General features: G+C 58.2%; 16 protein-coding genes and 1 pseudogene. 7 read left to right on the top strand and 10 right to left on the bottom strand.

Going from position 1 to position 12,652, the window contains the following annotated elements; genetic code table 11:
* Positions 1-229 precede the first annotated feature (229 nt).
* From E5W87_RS17390 to E5W87_RS17375, 4 genes are all read right to left on the bottom strand, one after another.
* The gene (locus E5W87_RS17390; RefSeq protein ID WP_292399843.1) at positions 230-412 is read right to left on the bottom strand and encodes a hypothetical protein; all 183 of its coding nucleotides are present in this window, start codon (positions 410-412) and stop codon (positions 230-232) included.
* Complete coding sequence (locus E5W87_RS17385; protein WP_095488451.1) at positions 412-600, bottom strand: DUF3606 domain-containing protein; 189 nt, start codon at positions 598-600, stop codon at positions 412-414. The genes E5W87_RS17390 and E5W87_RS17385 overlap by 1 nt, the downstream gene beginning before the upstream one ends.
* A gap of 55 nt (positions 601-655) precedes the next feature.
* Complete coding sequence (locus tag E5W87_RS17380; RefSeq protein ID WP_292399839.1) at positions 656-916, bottom strand: DUF982 domain-containing protein; 261 nt, start codon at positions 914-916, stop codon at positions 656-658.
* Positions 917-1,190: 274 nt separating this feature from the next.
* Positions 1,191-1,643: a DUF3597 domain-containing protein gene (locus E5W87_RS17375; RefSeq protein ID WP_292399836.1), complete on the bottom strand. Its 453-nt coding sequence runs from the start codon at positions 1,641-1,643 to the stop codon at positions 1,191-1,193.
* 339 nt (positions 1,644-1,982) lie between these two features.
* On the opposite strand from E5W87_RS17375, the gene E5W87_RS17370 reads away from it, so the two are divergent.
* Positions 1,983-2,135: a hypothetical protein gene (locus E5W87_RS17370; protein WP_292399833.1), complete on the top strand. Its 153-nt coding sequence runs from the start codon at positions 1,983-1,985 to the stop codon at positions 2,133-2,135.
* Positions 2,136-2,324: 189 nt separating this feature from the next.
* Here E5W87_RS17370 and E5W87_RS17365 read toward each other — a convergent pair whose 3' ends face one another.
* The 3 genes from E5W87_RS17365 to E5W87_RS17355 form a co-directional block, all read right to left on the bottom strand.
* Complete coding sequence (locus tag E5W87_RS17365) at positions 2,325-3,086, bottom strand: NYN domain-containing protein (RefSeq protein WP_292399830.1); 762 nt, start codon at positions 3,084-3,086, stop codon at positions 2,325-2,327.
* 88 nt (positions 3,087-3,174) lie between these two features.
* A complete protein-coding gene (locus E5W87_RS17360; protein ID WP_292399827.1) occupies positions 3,175-3,543 on the bottom strand; it encodes an Atu4866 domain-containing protein in 369 nt (122 codons plus the stop codon).
* Between the two features lie 10 nt (positions 3,544-3,553).
* A complete protein-coding gene (locus E5W87_RS17355) occupies positions 3,554-4,279 on the bottom strand; it encodes an SDR family oxidoreductase (RefSeq protein ID WP_292399825.1) in 726 nt (241 codons plus the stop codon).
* Between the two features lie 122 nt (positions 4,280-4,401).
* Between E5W87_RS17355 and E5W87_RS17350 the strand changes: the two genes are divergently transcribed.
* Positions 4,402-5,292 (top strand): LysR family transcriptional regulator, encoded by an 891-nt coding sequence (locus E5W87_RS17350; RefSeq protein WP_292399822.1) that lies wholly within the window; start codon positions 4,402-4,404, stop codon positions 5,290-5,292.
* 326 nt (positions 5,293-5,618) lie between these two features.
* On the opposite strand, the gene E5W87_RS17345 is transcribed toward E5W87_RS17350, so the two are convergent.
* On the bottom strand, positions 5,619-6,500 hold the full coding sequence (locus E5W87_RS17345) for a LysR family transcriptional regulator (RefSeq protein ID WP_292399820.1): 882 nt from the start codon (positions 6,498-6,500) through the stop codon (positions 5,619-5,621).
* Positions 6,501-6,686: 186 nt separating this feature from the next.
* On the opposite strand from E5W87_RS17345, the gene E5W87_RS17340 reads away from it, so the two are divergent.
* Together E5W87_RS17340 and E5W87_RS17335 are read left to right on the top strand one after the other, a co-directional pair.
* Positions 6,687-7,055: a nuclear transport factor 2 family protein gene (locus E5W87_RS17340; RefSeq protein ID WP_292399817.1), complete on the top strand. Its 369-nt coding sequence runs from the start codon at positions 6,687-6,689 to the stop codon at positions 7,053-7,055.
* Between the two features lie 51 nt (positions 7,056-7,106).
* Positions 7,107-7,916: an MBL fold metallo-hydrolase gene (locus E5W87_RS17335; RefSeq protein WP_292399814.1), complete on the top strand. Its 810-nt coding sequence runs from the start codon at positions 7,107-7,109 to the stop codon at positions 7,914-7,916.
* Positions 7,917-8,978: 1,062 nt separating this feature from the next.
* Here E5W87_RS17335 and E5W87_RS17330 read toward each other — a convergent pair.
* Positions 8,979-9,185 carry a hypothetical protein gene (locus E5W87_RS17330; RefSeq protein WP_292399811.1) on the bottom strand — a complete coding sequence of 69 codons (207 nt, stop codon included), beginning with the start codon at positions 9,183-9,185 and terminating at the stop codon, positions 8,979-8,981.
* Positions 9,186-9,772: 587 nt separating this feature from the next.
* On the opposite strand from E5W87_RS17330, the gene E5W87_RS17325 reads away from it, so the two are divergent.
* The 3 genes from E5W87_RS17325 to E5W87_RS17315 all read left to right on the top strand — a co-directional run bounded on the left by E5W87_RS17325 (position 9,773) and on the right by E5W87_RS17315 (position 12,104).
* Positions 9,773-10,147, top strand: a complete 375-nt coding sequence (locus E5W87_RS17325) for a hypothetical protein (protein ID WP_292399808.1) — start codon at positions 9,773-9,775, stop codon at positions 10,145-10,147.
* A gap of 328 nt (positions 10,148-10,475) precedes the next feature.
* Entirely contained in the window at positions 10,476-11,516 is a 1,041-nt protein-coding gene (locus tag E5W87_RS17320; protein ID WP_292399805.1) for a hypothetical protein, read from the top strand.
* Between the two features lie 84 nt (positions 11,517-11,600).
* Positions 11,601-12,104 (top strand): hypothetical protein, encoded by a 504-nt coding sequence (locus tag E5W87_RS17315; protein WP_292399802.1) that lies wholly within the window; start codon positions 11,601-11,603, stop codon positions 12,102-12,104.
* 138 nt (positions 12,105-12,242) lie between these two features.
* Here the strand turns inward: E5W87_RS17315 and E5W87_RS17310 are convergent.
* Positions 12,243-12,534, bottom strand: a pseudogene (locus E5W87_RS17310) (transposase); the annotation flags it as partial.
* Between the last annotated feature and the right edge of the window lie 118 nt (positions 12,535-12,652).

The following is a 12,652-nucleotide window of genomic DNA, read 5'->3' as shown; positions in this document are numbered from 1 at the left end:
GTTCGAGACGTGGCAGAGCGGAAAGAAATAAAAATCCTATAAGGATTTCGCCGTCGCGACCTCAACAGAAGTACGGCGTTTCAAGACAAGATGGGTGGCCTGACAGGCCGTTCGCCGGCGCGCGCGAGAACCTGGCCGCGACGCCATGCCGGAGCGTGCGGCTGGCCGGCCGCGTGCGACAGTGATGCAAGGGACGCGGCGAAAGGCGGATGTTCCACCAATCGGCGGTTCAGCCTTCGGCCTTGAAGTTCTTGGCTTCCTTCTCGACCTTGGCGCTGTCCCTGCCGTGCTTGCGCATCAAATCCTTCGCTTGGTTGGGCGAAACGTCAGTGGTCTCGGCCAGGCGCAGGGCCTCCTTGTCGTCCGGCTCGCGTTTCTTCCGATCGGCCATTGCGGTCTTCTTGTCAGCCATCACAACGCCTTTATGCTCTCGGCGATTTCGTTCAGCACCTTGCGGTCGGTGCCGTGACGCTTGATTAGCGTGCGTGCCTGGTCGGGAGTGATGCCGGCTTCCTCGGCGAGATGCCTCACCTCATAGTCTTCGTCGCCGGCTACTTGTGAGCGATCGCGGTTGTCGGTCTTGGTCTTGTCGTCGGCCATGGCAGTTCTCCTCGTTTCGACCTAGGGCTTAACGACGGAGATTTCGTGAGGTTCCTTAGTGCCGGCCTTCGCGCACAAACACATGGGCTTCCTTGGCGGCGGCCGTGAACGCCCGCCGCGCACTGCCAACCGCCCGCCGCTGCTCCATCGCATCCATCATGGCTTTCAAGGCTGCGCGATATTTCGGCCCGCGCTTTTCGTCTGGCCACTTGTCGACCAGAAGCGAGGCCGCCTGGACCGTCCTCGTCACAGAGAGGGAATGTCCGATCCCTTCGCTCTCGATTGTCACGGGAACATCGAATTGTTCATCACGCATTAACGCCACTCCTCAACTCCAACGAGAGAACGGCGCAACGGGGTATTCGTTCCAGGGACGTTGAGCGAGCCCCTCCCGATGGAATCGGGTGGCGCTGCTCTTTTTGGTCTGGCCCAATTCCGAAGGTCAGGGATCCAGGCAGAATTGGGCAGAACTAAAGCGCGTCGGGTCCGATCGGCCTCATGCGACGCGCTTTAGATTGTTGTTTATGCATGTCGTTATCGCAAAACCGCTGCACACTTTTGCGCGACATGCATTATTTGCGCGACATGCATTAGGCGGCCAGATCGCTTGGGATCTTGCCGCCATTTTCGGCAAGCTTTTTCATCAATGCACCATGCAGCCACACATTCATGGTTGCAGAGTCGCTCATGTCGCCGGTGTAGTTCAGATCGCGAGCAAGCTCCTTGCGGGCGGCGAGGCTGCTGTCGATATCGAGAGCCTTCATCAGGTCGACGATTGAATTCTTCCAGTTTAGCTTTTGCCCCTTGGCGGCAACCGCCTTGTTGAGAATGGCGGCGACATCGGGGGCTGTGGAACTTGCGCTCGGCGCGGATGGTGCCGCGGCAATGGTGCTGTCAACCATCGGCCCGGATCCGGTAACCACCGTTGGGGTCACGCCGGGGGCCGTGCTTGAAGCAGACGGCGACGCAGGTGCGGCCGCCGGCAGCTCGGCTGCAACCGCGCTGCCAAAAATCGCGCCCTTGATCTTGTCGAAAATGCCCATTGTTGTCTCCTGCTGTTGTTCCGCGTCCAAAATGGACGCGCGGTGCTGTAGGCGGCCGGTAGGGCGGCCGCTGCCATACTGCAATGAACGCCTTGGTTGTACCGGAACACGAGGATGACGCTGGGGCAACGTCAAACTGACTAGAAGGTAAAGGCTTGGTTGCGTTGTTAAATCGGCAGGATGAAGGGGGGCAAAAGTGAAGGGGCTTCACTGCAACCCGACGGGCCGTCACGCGTAATAGGCGAGGGGTGTCGTTTTGAAGCCTGTCCGCGCAGCCAGATCAGCCCAGGCAGTCAAGCCCGAGGCCTTCCTTTTGGGCGACAGGCATTAGCGGGACCGATGGTCGAACACGACCCCCATGGTCCTACCAATTGCGGTCATGACGACAAGCTCGACCAGATGGTCGTCGCTGTCCTCACAGGCTGGGTCTGCTCGGCGGATGGCATCTATGGCGGCTCTGGTCGATATGGTGTCGCCGGCGCGGAATTTTGAAAGCGCAGATGAAACAAGTTCCTGGGCCGTCAAGTCAACGACAGACGCTCTCGAAACGATGTTCATCAGCCTCCTCCACCCCGAGCCCTCTCCGACGAGAATGATACGCCGAATGGTAGTTTCCGCCAGCGAAATAGTGGTCCGACCAGGGGCCAAATCGGACCGGGGACGGTCACCTTTCGTGGGGGCTTAACGCGACGTGGCCGATTTCGATTTCTCTCGGCTCCTAGCAGCCGGTTTGATCCTTATGCGCATCGCTCCACCCTCGGGATGGTCGATCTCAAAGGCATTGGTCTTCCGCACGAGATCGCTCAGCTTGCGGAAGCCGAAGGTTCTGGGATCAAAGTCCGATGCCAGATTGGCGAGCTGATTGCCTACGATGCCGAGCGGCACCCAGCCGTCCTCGGTTTCCATCTGTGAGATGACCTTGGTGATAACCGGCGTCGCGGCGCTGGGCGGCTGCAAAGATTTCGTCGGCGTCGCATCCTGAGCGTTGGCTGGCGCAGTCGGAAGCAGGTTCTCGGTATATACGAACCGGCGGCATGCCTGCCGAAAACTCTCCGGTGTCTTCTGCTCGCCAAACCCATAAACGTCGATCCCATGCTCCCTGATGCGAGCGGCAAGGCGGGTGAAATCGCTGTCGGAGGACACCAGACAGAAGCCTTCGAACCGTCCGCTGTGAAGAAGGTCCATCGCGTCGATGACGAGCGTGATGTCGGATGCGTTCTTGCCGGTGGTGTAGGCGAATTGCTGCTGCGGGATGATCGCGTGCTTCGACAGCACATCGGCCCACGCCTTCGAACGCGTGCTGGAGAAATCGCCATAGATGCGACGAACGCTTGCCTCGCCGATCTTTGCGATTTCCTCGAACAACCCGTCGGCAATCTTGGCCGAGGCATTGTCTGCGTCGATCAGCACTGCAGGCCGTGGAGAACGTGGTTCGGTCGCCAAGGTGGCCCCCTGTTTCTGGCTTCGCGCCAAATGACATAATGCCATATGCTGCAGCGGCAACCATTTATCGAGATTAGACGAACGTCACCTACTTCTTCCGGTACAAGATCATGCCTGCGTGGTGCAGCACGCCGTCAATAAATTCGCCATCGGCGATGAAGCCGGTATCGTCCCAGTAGTCGATGTGGTTGCCCCGGATCTCATAGCGCCCCTGGTATGCGCTCTCACGGTTTCCGCGCGCTTCGTCATAGCGACCGTTTGGAAGCAAGTTGTGACGGATATGGCCATCGGCCGTGACCCACATCCCGACATAGGGGTGGTTTTCCGGAACCTGGGTAGATGTGGTTTGCTCGATATTCATCTGGGTGAGACCTTTCTGCATGGGTAAGACGGCCGCGCCAGCAAGAAGCACGGCAGCGGCAATCGCGATGTACGAGCCGTGAAAAAGAAAACCCATTGCTGCCTCCCTATTTGTTGGCTGTCGGCCGGATGACGATCTCGCTCACATCGACATCCTCCGGCTGTTCGATGGCAAAGCGCACGGCACGGCCGATCGCATCGGGCTGCAGCGCAATGGCGCGATAGGTCTTCATCGCTTCCGCCGCCATTGGATCGGTGATCGTGTCGGCAAGCTCGCTCTCGACCACGCCGGGATGGATGCAGGTGACGCGGATGTTGTCGTGCTCCTGCCGCAAGCCATCGGAGATGGCGCGGACCGCATATTTGGTTGCGCAGTAGACAGCGGCTGTCGGCGATGCCGAAAGCGCGCCGATAGAGGCGATGTTGACGACATGGCCGTAGCCTCGGGCCGTCATCTCCGGCAGCACTGCGGCGATGCCGTAGAGCACGCCCTTGATGTTGACGTCGACCATTCGATCCCACTCGTCCACCTTCATCGAGGCCATCAGCGACAACGGCATGACGCCGGCATTGTTGACAATCACGTCGACGCGTCCCCAAGCCCGGTGCGCCGCGTCGGCAAAGGCGGCGACATCGGCGCGGTTGGTCACGTCGAGGCGGCGTGTCATTGCCTCCCCGCCCTTGGCCCTGATCTCTTCCGCGAGTGTGTCCAGCCGATCGGTGCGGCGCGCACCGAGCATGACCTTTGCTCCAGCGGCACCGAGCTCCCGGCCGATGGCGGCGCCAATGCCGCTCGAAGCTCCGGTGACGAGCACGACTTTGTTGAGGGACATGTTTTTGTCTCCGTCTGGTTGATCTGCGAAACCGCCATGCAGCGGTTGCCACGAAGATGGATCTGTTTCATTGTTGCGATAAGACGGCCATTCCTTCCCAAGGTGGAAAGCAAGGCTAACCAATGCAGCCAGATCTCAACGCGCTTGCGGTGTTCGCCCTCGTCGCCGAGGAGCGGAGCTTTCGCGCGGCTGCGGGCCGCATGGGCGTCACCCGCTCGGCGGTGAGCCAGACGATGAAGCGGCTGGAAGAGACGCTCGGTATTGCGCTTGTCCGGCGCACGACGCGAAGCGTCAGCCTGACCGAGGCCGGCGAACGCCTCTACGCCGAGATAGCGCCGGCCATTGCCGACATGCGTGCGGCAATCGAGACCACCGGGGACCTGCGCGGGCGTCCGCGCGGGCAGCTGCGGCTTGCCGTCTCGTCGATCGCCGAGCGCTTTCTTTCAGGGTCGTTCCTGGCGACCTTTGCCGAAGCCAATCCGGAGGTCCAGATCGACATCACGGTAACGGACGAGGAATTCGATATCGTGGCAGAGGGATACGATGCCGGCGTCAGGCTCGGCGAAGTGATAGAGCAGGACATGATCGCGGTGTCTGTCGCCGGTGACGAGCGGCAGCTGGCCGTCTGCGCGCCGGCCTATCGCGATCGGTTCGGGGCGCCTTCGCATCCGCGGGAGCTCGCGGGCCATCGCTGCATCGGCTGGCGCCGCGCACCGAAGGTCGCACCCTATCGCTGGGAATTCGCCGAGAATGGCAAGGAGTTCAGCGTTGCCGTTGCGTCGGAGATCACGACCAACGACATGGCGTTGATGATTAAGCTCGCCATCGCCGGCGCCGGCATCACCTTCGGCATGGAGGAGAGCTTTCGCCCGTCGATCGATCGAGGCGAGCTGGTGCCGGTTCTCCAGGACTATTGCCCGCGCTTTGCCGGCTTCTACCTCTATTATCCGAGCCGTCGCAACGTAGCGCCGAAGCTGCGCGCGCTTGTCGATCACCTACGGCGTCTTCGTTAGCGCGTTTCGGCGCGGACGCGCATGTTCTACATGAAGGCGGCGCCAACCAGCCCACCATCCTTTTGGGGCAGGGGTCCAGATCGTCAACCTCGCTGGACGCACCGGCATCTCGATGTTGCAATTATATTAGCGTGAGCGCATGTTTTCATCAGCCGGCGCAAGCCGGTTAGGCCCGGTAGCCGGCCGGTCACCCCCAATAGGCTGCCGGGCCGCCCGCCTGCCGCGTTTTCCCGATGTCACGGCGTTTCAAGCCCGCGCGATGACTTGCGCACTCCACACGCCAGTTCCGATCGCCACGATTACCGGTCTTCGCGCGCGGACTCTTGTTAAGAGAGTCGCAGCGCGTTCACTAGTGCAGACAGCGCAGCAGGCTGATGCCGGCGACTGGGGTAATACATGAAGAAGCCGGGAATTGGCGGCGTCCAGTCCCCCAGCACACGAACAAGGCGGTGATTCGCAACATACTCTGCGACCTGCTCTTCAAATGCGAGTCCGAGGCCGACTCCAGCGAGCGTCGCCTGAATCACCAGGTTGGTATCATCGATTATGAGTGGGCCATTGACGCCGATCGTAACCGCCTTTCGTCCTTGCTCGAACTCCCACCGATACGGACCGCCCGGAAGACGCAGGCCTATGCATCGATGGTCATTTAGATCCTTGGGCTTCTGAGGAATGCTTCGTGACGCAAAATAGCCAGGCGATCCGACCACCGCCAATCGCAGCTCCTGCGTGACGCGCACTGCGATCATATCCTTTTGAACGTACTCCCCGAGTTGAATACCGGCATCGAACTCGCCCGCAACGAGGTCTACAGGGCCAGTGACAGTAACAACGTCAAGAACGATGTCAGGATAGGCCTCAGCGAATGCCGTCAGCCTCGGCAGCAATACCATCACCGCAGCCGACCGTGACATTACAATTCGAAGGCGCCCCGCAGGTCGGTGGCGAACGCTTCGGGCTTTGTTTAGGGCACGAGCAATTTGCTCAAGTGCCGGAGACAAGTCTTCCAAAAGAGCTGCCCCTGCGGCGGTTGGCGCGACGCTCTTGGTTGTTCGAGCAAGGAGTTGCAACTCGAGTCGCTGCTCAAGTCCCCGGATCGTGTGGCTCAGGGCAGACTGGGACACACCTAGCTTTACCGCGGCCCGCGTAAAGCTTCGTTCGCTGGCGACGATTGCAAACGTAGCGAGTTCGTTCAGTTCGTGTCTCATGATTTATGAATATCACTCATGACCCCATCCTATGCAACACGCCTAGTCTCATAAGCCACTTTGTCCTAGGTTTGGCCAACAAGGAGACGTGAGGCAACTTTCTGCACGTTTCGGCCTGCTTGACGCTCGGCACGGGATAGCTGGGCGTATGAATCGGTTCGGTGTAACAACTTTTTCGGGACGGCTATGGATACCGATGTTCGTGCCTTGCGCTCCCTGGCGCATACATATTTCGACGCTGCCTATGAAATGGATGCTGAGAAATTTGCGTCTATATTTCATCCCTCAAGTTCCGTGACAAAGGTGGGTGACGACGGCAACGTGGGCGTGACGCCGATTGCGATGTGGCTAGCAGCCGTCCGTAATATGAAAGCTCCGAAACAACAGGGCCTGGAGCGCGACGATCAAATCCTGTCAATAGACGTTGAAAGAGAACTCGCGCTTTTGAAGTTGAAATTGAAAATTCAGCCACGTTACTTCACGGACATGTTGTCGTGCTTAAAGGTAAACGGGACTTGGAAGATCGTTCAGAAGGTGATGACTTCGAAAACGTAGTGACTTCAGCGTCCGCTTTACAAAATGAATCACCCGCTTGGCAGGTTGTCCGTGGAAGTTCTGTCACAAAGCGCCAATACCTTGGGCTGCGCTTCGGGGTCATGGAAGATCTGGTCACTCTCGGACGGATATGTCGACCTGCCCGCCGAATCCCTCAGATATCCGAACAACAAAATATGTAGGCAGACCGAATCGCCTCAGCGGGAAGATTCGCTCGTTCGATTGTCGGTCAACTGCTTCCTATTCGATCACTCTGGCATCGACCGCGTCTTGATTGATTGTGGAGCGGGAGGGAGTTGGGACCCGTCCATGGGTCACCTTGAGGAAGCGATGGCGGAGGCAGGTATCGACACGTCATCGATCACTATGGTCGCCCTCACCCACGCTCACGGCGACCACATCAATGGTCTTCTAACGCCTGACGGCCGACGAGCATTTAACAACCTGAGCAAGATCATGATTGGGGAGGACGCCGTTGAGGGGTTCCTTGCCGAGCCAAAACTAGCGGAGTTTCGTCCACTCCTTGCCCCAATTAACGGAGGAGACCGGCTGGCCGATCATTTGCTGGCGGTGGCAATACCTGGGCATGCTCCGGGCCATATGGGTTATCTCCTCAGCACTGGCGAGGGCGATATCTTATTCTGCGGCGACCTGATCCACGTTCCTGCTGCACAGTTTGCCCGTCCCGAGCTTACTTGGGCCTATGACGATGACGAGTCCACAGCGAGGGCTAGCCGGATCAAGTTGCTCCAAGACGCAGCGGATGCAAATACTTGGCTAGCCGGCGCTCACCTAGGTCGACCAGGCCTCGGTAGAATAGTTAAGGAAGGGCAGGGATATGCGTTTATCCCGGCCGCGTAGCCGCCAGTTACCGAATTAGCTTGGTACAAAAGCGTTTGAGCAGCCGCTTGATCGTCAATGCGGTGGCCACAGGTTATCTTCTGATGTGCCTTGGGCTCAACGAGCGCGATCGCGACGAGAGGCAAGCGTGCATCGTCACTCCGTGACAAAGAGCGGCCCAGCCGTCCGGCAGCCGAAGTTGAAGCCGGCGGGTTACCCGGCTCGCCAGATCTCGCAGTAGAATTCTTCGCCGGCTATCTCCTGAAAGAAGTGACTTCCAGACACCTTGTGCATACCTGCTTTTGCTGCCACCGCCCGCTCCTTCACAAGCACCGAACGTGGAGCCGATATTATTGTCCAAGTCGGATAGGGCTTGGGAGCTTTAGCCCACTCAAGCTTCAAGGTTGAACCTTTGGGCGATTTTGCACCAGGGCCAGATCGAGGCATGAAGCATGAAATTGAACGCGGAATATATCCAGCGTCACCCATCCGACGTAGCGCAACAGGGCCAGGATCAGATCCGTAGTAGGGCTTATGCCCCACCATCAACTGCCCGGGCCTAGTTGTGCACCCGGACAATGGCATTGTAATTGCCAGCGCACAGAGTACTAGCGCTTGTTTCAATTGCCCCTCCCTAACGTGTGGCGTTCCCTGTCCCTGCCAACAGGCACGAGCAGCCGCCCAGCCTTGATGCAACTTTGAAACTTCGCTCGCAAGATGCCTCGCCAGTTGAAGCCGCTGCCTCACGGTGGCGGGGCTTTTGATGGGCACTCGGGAACCAGAGCTTAGCGATCCGGTTAACTGGATATGCCAAACAAAATCAAAGAACCACCACCGAAGCCCGACCCGAAGACGAAGACACCTGTCCGTCGTCGCGACAAGGAAGCGCAGTCAGAGCTCGAACATGTCGATCCGCCACCGCGAGACGTGCGAGAGGCTCCGGCACCAAATCCAAACGGCGATAAGAACTCTTAACCGCCCAGTACGCGCGACCCAGAGTCTGCTGCCTCACGGTGGCGGGATTTTGAAATTACGGTGACAGTGCACTATTTTCTTTTCCCCGCCTGCCGCGTTTTCCCGATTTCACGGTTTTCCGGTTTGTTCGGCAATCCGGACCAAAGGTGCTTCGCTGCCCATCGGCCGTGCAGATGCCGACATCGGCGGCGCGGCAATGCAGGTCGAGCTATGCGTGCGGCACCAGACGGCGACCAGAGCCTTTTTGGTGAGAGGAATGGTCAGTCGAAATCGGTCGATCGATAACAATCGGAAAAACGCCAGCAAAAACAGCAACGAAACACGGGGCAGGGGTATTGACTGGCGGAGAGAGCGTCTTTCGATTTAATGTCTAGGTGTCTGAAATTATTAGCCTTTTTGCGCGCTTTGTTACACAGTTTGTTACACCGCTGGACAACCTCCAAGCTCGGCTTCTGAGTGCGCCCGCCCGAAATGGTTGCCCAGAACCTTCCGCTGCCTGAAAGCAAAGTTGCCTGGTCAGAGGCGGTCTTCTGCGATTGTCTCGCATCCTAGCACCGTCCGCCTGCCCATGTCTGGGTCGGGTCACGTTGTGACCCAAGCCCCAACATACACACGGAGGGTGCATGGCGCCAATCGCCTAAAGCGGCCGCGACTCGTAGCACTTACCCGGCGCGCTTGCCCACCGACCTTTCATAGCGGTAACAGGGATTCGATTCCGCTTTGGCGTACAAGCAAAATCAAACGCTTAGCTGCCTTTCCGCTGAACTCGTCTAATATCCATTAATCTCAACCCCGTGGAAGGCCTTGGACGCGTATGGAATCAGACGGGCCATAAGCGCCGCCGTTCGCTCGACTCGAATCAAAGACGGTGCTTTGATGCAGTTCGTGGCGGGAGAGAATAGATGGTTGACGCGGCGCTTCAGCGGTTTCTTACGGACTTGGAAAAGCGCGTAACGAACCTAGAGACGGATATTCGACGGGCCGATTTGCCGGTGTTGAAGAGTCAAGCTGAGACGCTGGTGAAGTTCCTTCATCCGGCTTCCACGAACATGTCGAACATCCGCGAAATGTTTCTACTCGAAGTAGTTCGAGCGAAGGGCCTGCTCGACGGCATTGACCTCGATTCTATTGAGGCGAAGGTCCGCACCAAGTACGCCGAAAAGGACATCCCCTGGGGCGCGAAGCAAGCGACCGCTGTACGAAACATTAAGCGGGCTCTCCGTGAAATCCCGGTTGATTATCATTGGAAAGAGGACGAGGATGCTCCGGCCGCCTGAAGGGCCGCACCCTCCTTCTGACAACCAATCCCGCCGCAAAGGGCCTCTGGAATGGCGATGCCGGAATTCGAGTACATTGCGTTCGCACAAGCGAAACAGAAGGTCGCAAGGGCGGAAGAGCTTAAGGACGCCGGCCAACTGGAGGCGCCTTTGACGTTCTCTGTGATGCGATTGTAGGCCTGATCTCTGATACCGAGAGCGAGATCGAGGACCTGGAAACAAAGTTCAACGATCTTGAGGGACGTATTGGGTGACGAGCCTCGGCTCGCGCAGCTTCCGAATCTCTGATCTTATCGAGCCCTTGTTCGATTCGGGGGAGCGAAGATGAGTGCCAAAAGATGCAAGATTCACTATAGGAAGCTTCGGCGCGATAATTCGCAGTCCAGCCGAGACTTTAAGCGCGAAGATACGGCAGGCGCTCAATTCCAAGAAAGGCAACTCCCGAATAGCCGAGAGCGTCAAACACCGCATCGCGGATGTGCCCAAAGCGGACGGTTATCAGCGTTTCCTGAACGATTTTCACGAAACGGATGAATATGTCTTCGGTGACATTTGCCTGTTCTCGCCAGGCCAAATGCAAGCCCTGCTTCAGCTGTCAGCCGACCCCGCTCATCCTACGCTCGATGAGGTGATGAAGGCCTGGGCTATCGCGGAATCAAAAGCGCCGGCCGGGCACGAATATCTCCACGGCATCGCGTATTGGCTGGCGATTGGTGACCATTTCTATCAAATCCAGCACGTCACGTTGCAAGCCAAGTCCATGGAGGAATACCTGACCTGGCTGCTTCGCGATCAGGCGGGCGTCATCTCAGCGGCCCAGCACGTGGAGTTACAAGCCGAATTCGACCGCGATCAGGTCGGTGGCGACCTCGGCGACGTGAAGTCTGTCGAAATTGGCGGCCTTGTGCCTGAGACGGTGCGTCCGGCGCTGCCGGCAGTCGCGACACCACAGGTCGTCGATATCGAGACCCACGAGAGCCTTGGCGAAAAAATAGCGGCCGGCTGGGGGAAAGCCAGGAAGATTATCGATGATCTTCTCGGGCCGGTGGAGGCAGAGAAGCTAATCGAGTCGATGCCCCCGGACGCTGCGTTGGAAGTTACCGTCAACATCGGGTATCGTGCGACCAAGAGGAAATTCGGTAAGGAGTTTATGGGCAATCTAGCAGCAGGTTTGCGCAACGCGCCAGACGGCGAGTTGAGGGTTCGCGGACGCGATGGCGAAATCAAAGGTGATGACGCGCGTCTCTCTGCTGAGATGACGGTACGAAAAATGTCTGATACCAGCGGTCTTCTCGATCTTGAGCACGCTCTTTCACAGATGCTCGAAGTGCATCGACGTTTTTTGCATGATGGAAAGATTGTCGGTTAGCCCCATATTTAAGCGATGAACATACGTTGGAGCCATATCGTTCTTCCCCTTGCCGGCGCAATAGCTGCGGCGGAGCTCGGATCTGTGGCTTTTTGGGAAGCGGCTAAACCTTCGCTTCTGACTGCATTGTCAGTGATCGCGGCAGGCGTTCTTGTTCGGTTGGCTCGGGGCCTGCCGTTCAGCAACCCTGATCAGTTTGAACTTGGCGAAGTCCGACTAATTGCGGGGGCGATAAAGCAATCAATCCGCGCTCTTCGCGCACTGATCGGCGTTGTGTTTTTGGCCATGGGTTCGCTGGTGTTCGCGAAGGCAATCCACGCGGCTTTGACGTCGGCCGCTCTCATGCCTCCGAAAGCTCTACCTTACGTCGATCCTGGAGTGTCCGCCGTCTTAGGCTTCCTGCTTACCTATGTGTTTGTTCGCATTTTTTCTGTGATCAAAGGAGATGTTAGCTTGGTTGATCTTCAATCGGAGCTATTGGTCAAATCAGTCGAACGTAAGCAGGCCGAGCGCTTTGATAAGTCGCTAAAGCAATCCGATACGCCACCGATGAAAAATCCGGAAGGCTACGGAAAGATCATTCAATAGCACTGGGCTGCTGGGTCGAGCTTTGGCGCTCGGCGCGTCCTTCGATTTAACGCGTCTGAAAAAATTTGGCTGACGTTGCCCCCAGTTTCTATCCAGTTTTGAGTTCGTTTCCGGCGTGGGTGACGTTGCCCCCAAGTTTTATCCAATCCTGAGTTCGCTCCGGCGATCAATGTTGCCCTGTTGGGCGGTTTGAGCGACGGGCACAGGCGCGGAGCTGATCACGGTGCGCAGCGCTGTGTCCCGTCGCGGGGTGAAGGTGTGGGCGAACTCGGCCGGGGTCTGCCAGGCGATTTGGGAGTGCGGTCGCGCGGTGTTGTAGTCGGCGTGCCACAGGGCGATGGCTACGCGCGCCTGAGCCAGCGAGGTGAACAGCGTCTCGTTGAGCAGTTCATCGCGCAGTCGGCCGTTTGAAGCTCTCGATGAAGCCATTATCCGGCATGTTGTTCTCGGTGCCATCGTTTGTTCGGTCGTCAGGTTTCGTTAAGCTTGGCGCATCCGGGCCACGGGGCACCGGGAGCACGCAAGTGCGGGCAGGCCGTCGTATGCAG

Origin of the sequence: Mesorhizobium sp. (genome assembly GCF_004962925.1) — a bacterium.
Lineage (GTDB): Bacteria > Pseudomonadota > Alphaproteobacteria > Rhizobiales > Rhizobiaceae > Mesorhizobium.
Note: the sequence above shows the minus strand (reverse complement) of the source record. Positions and strands in the feature narration are given on the sequence as shown.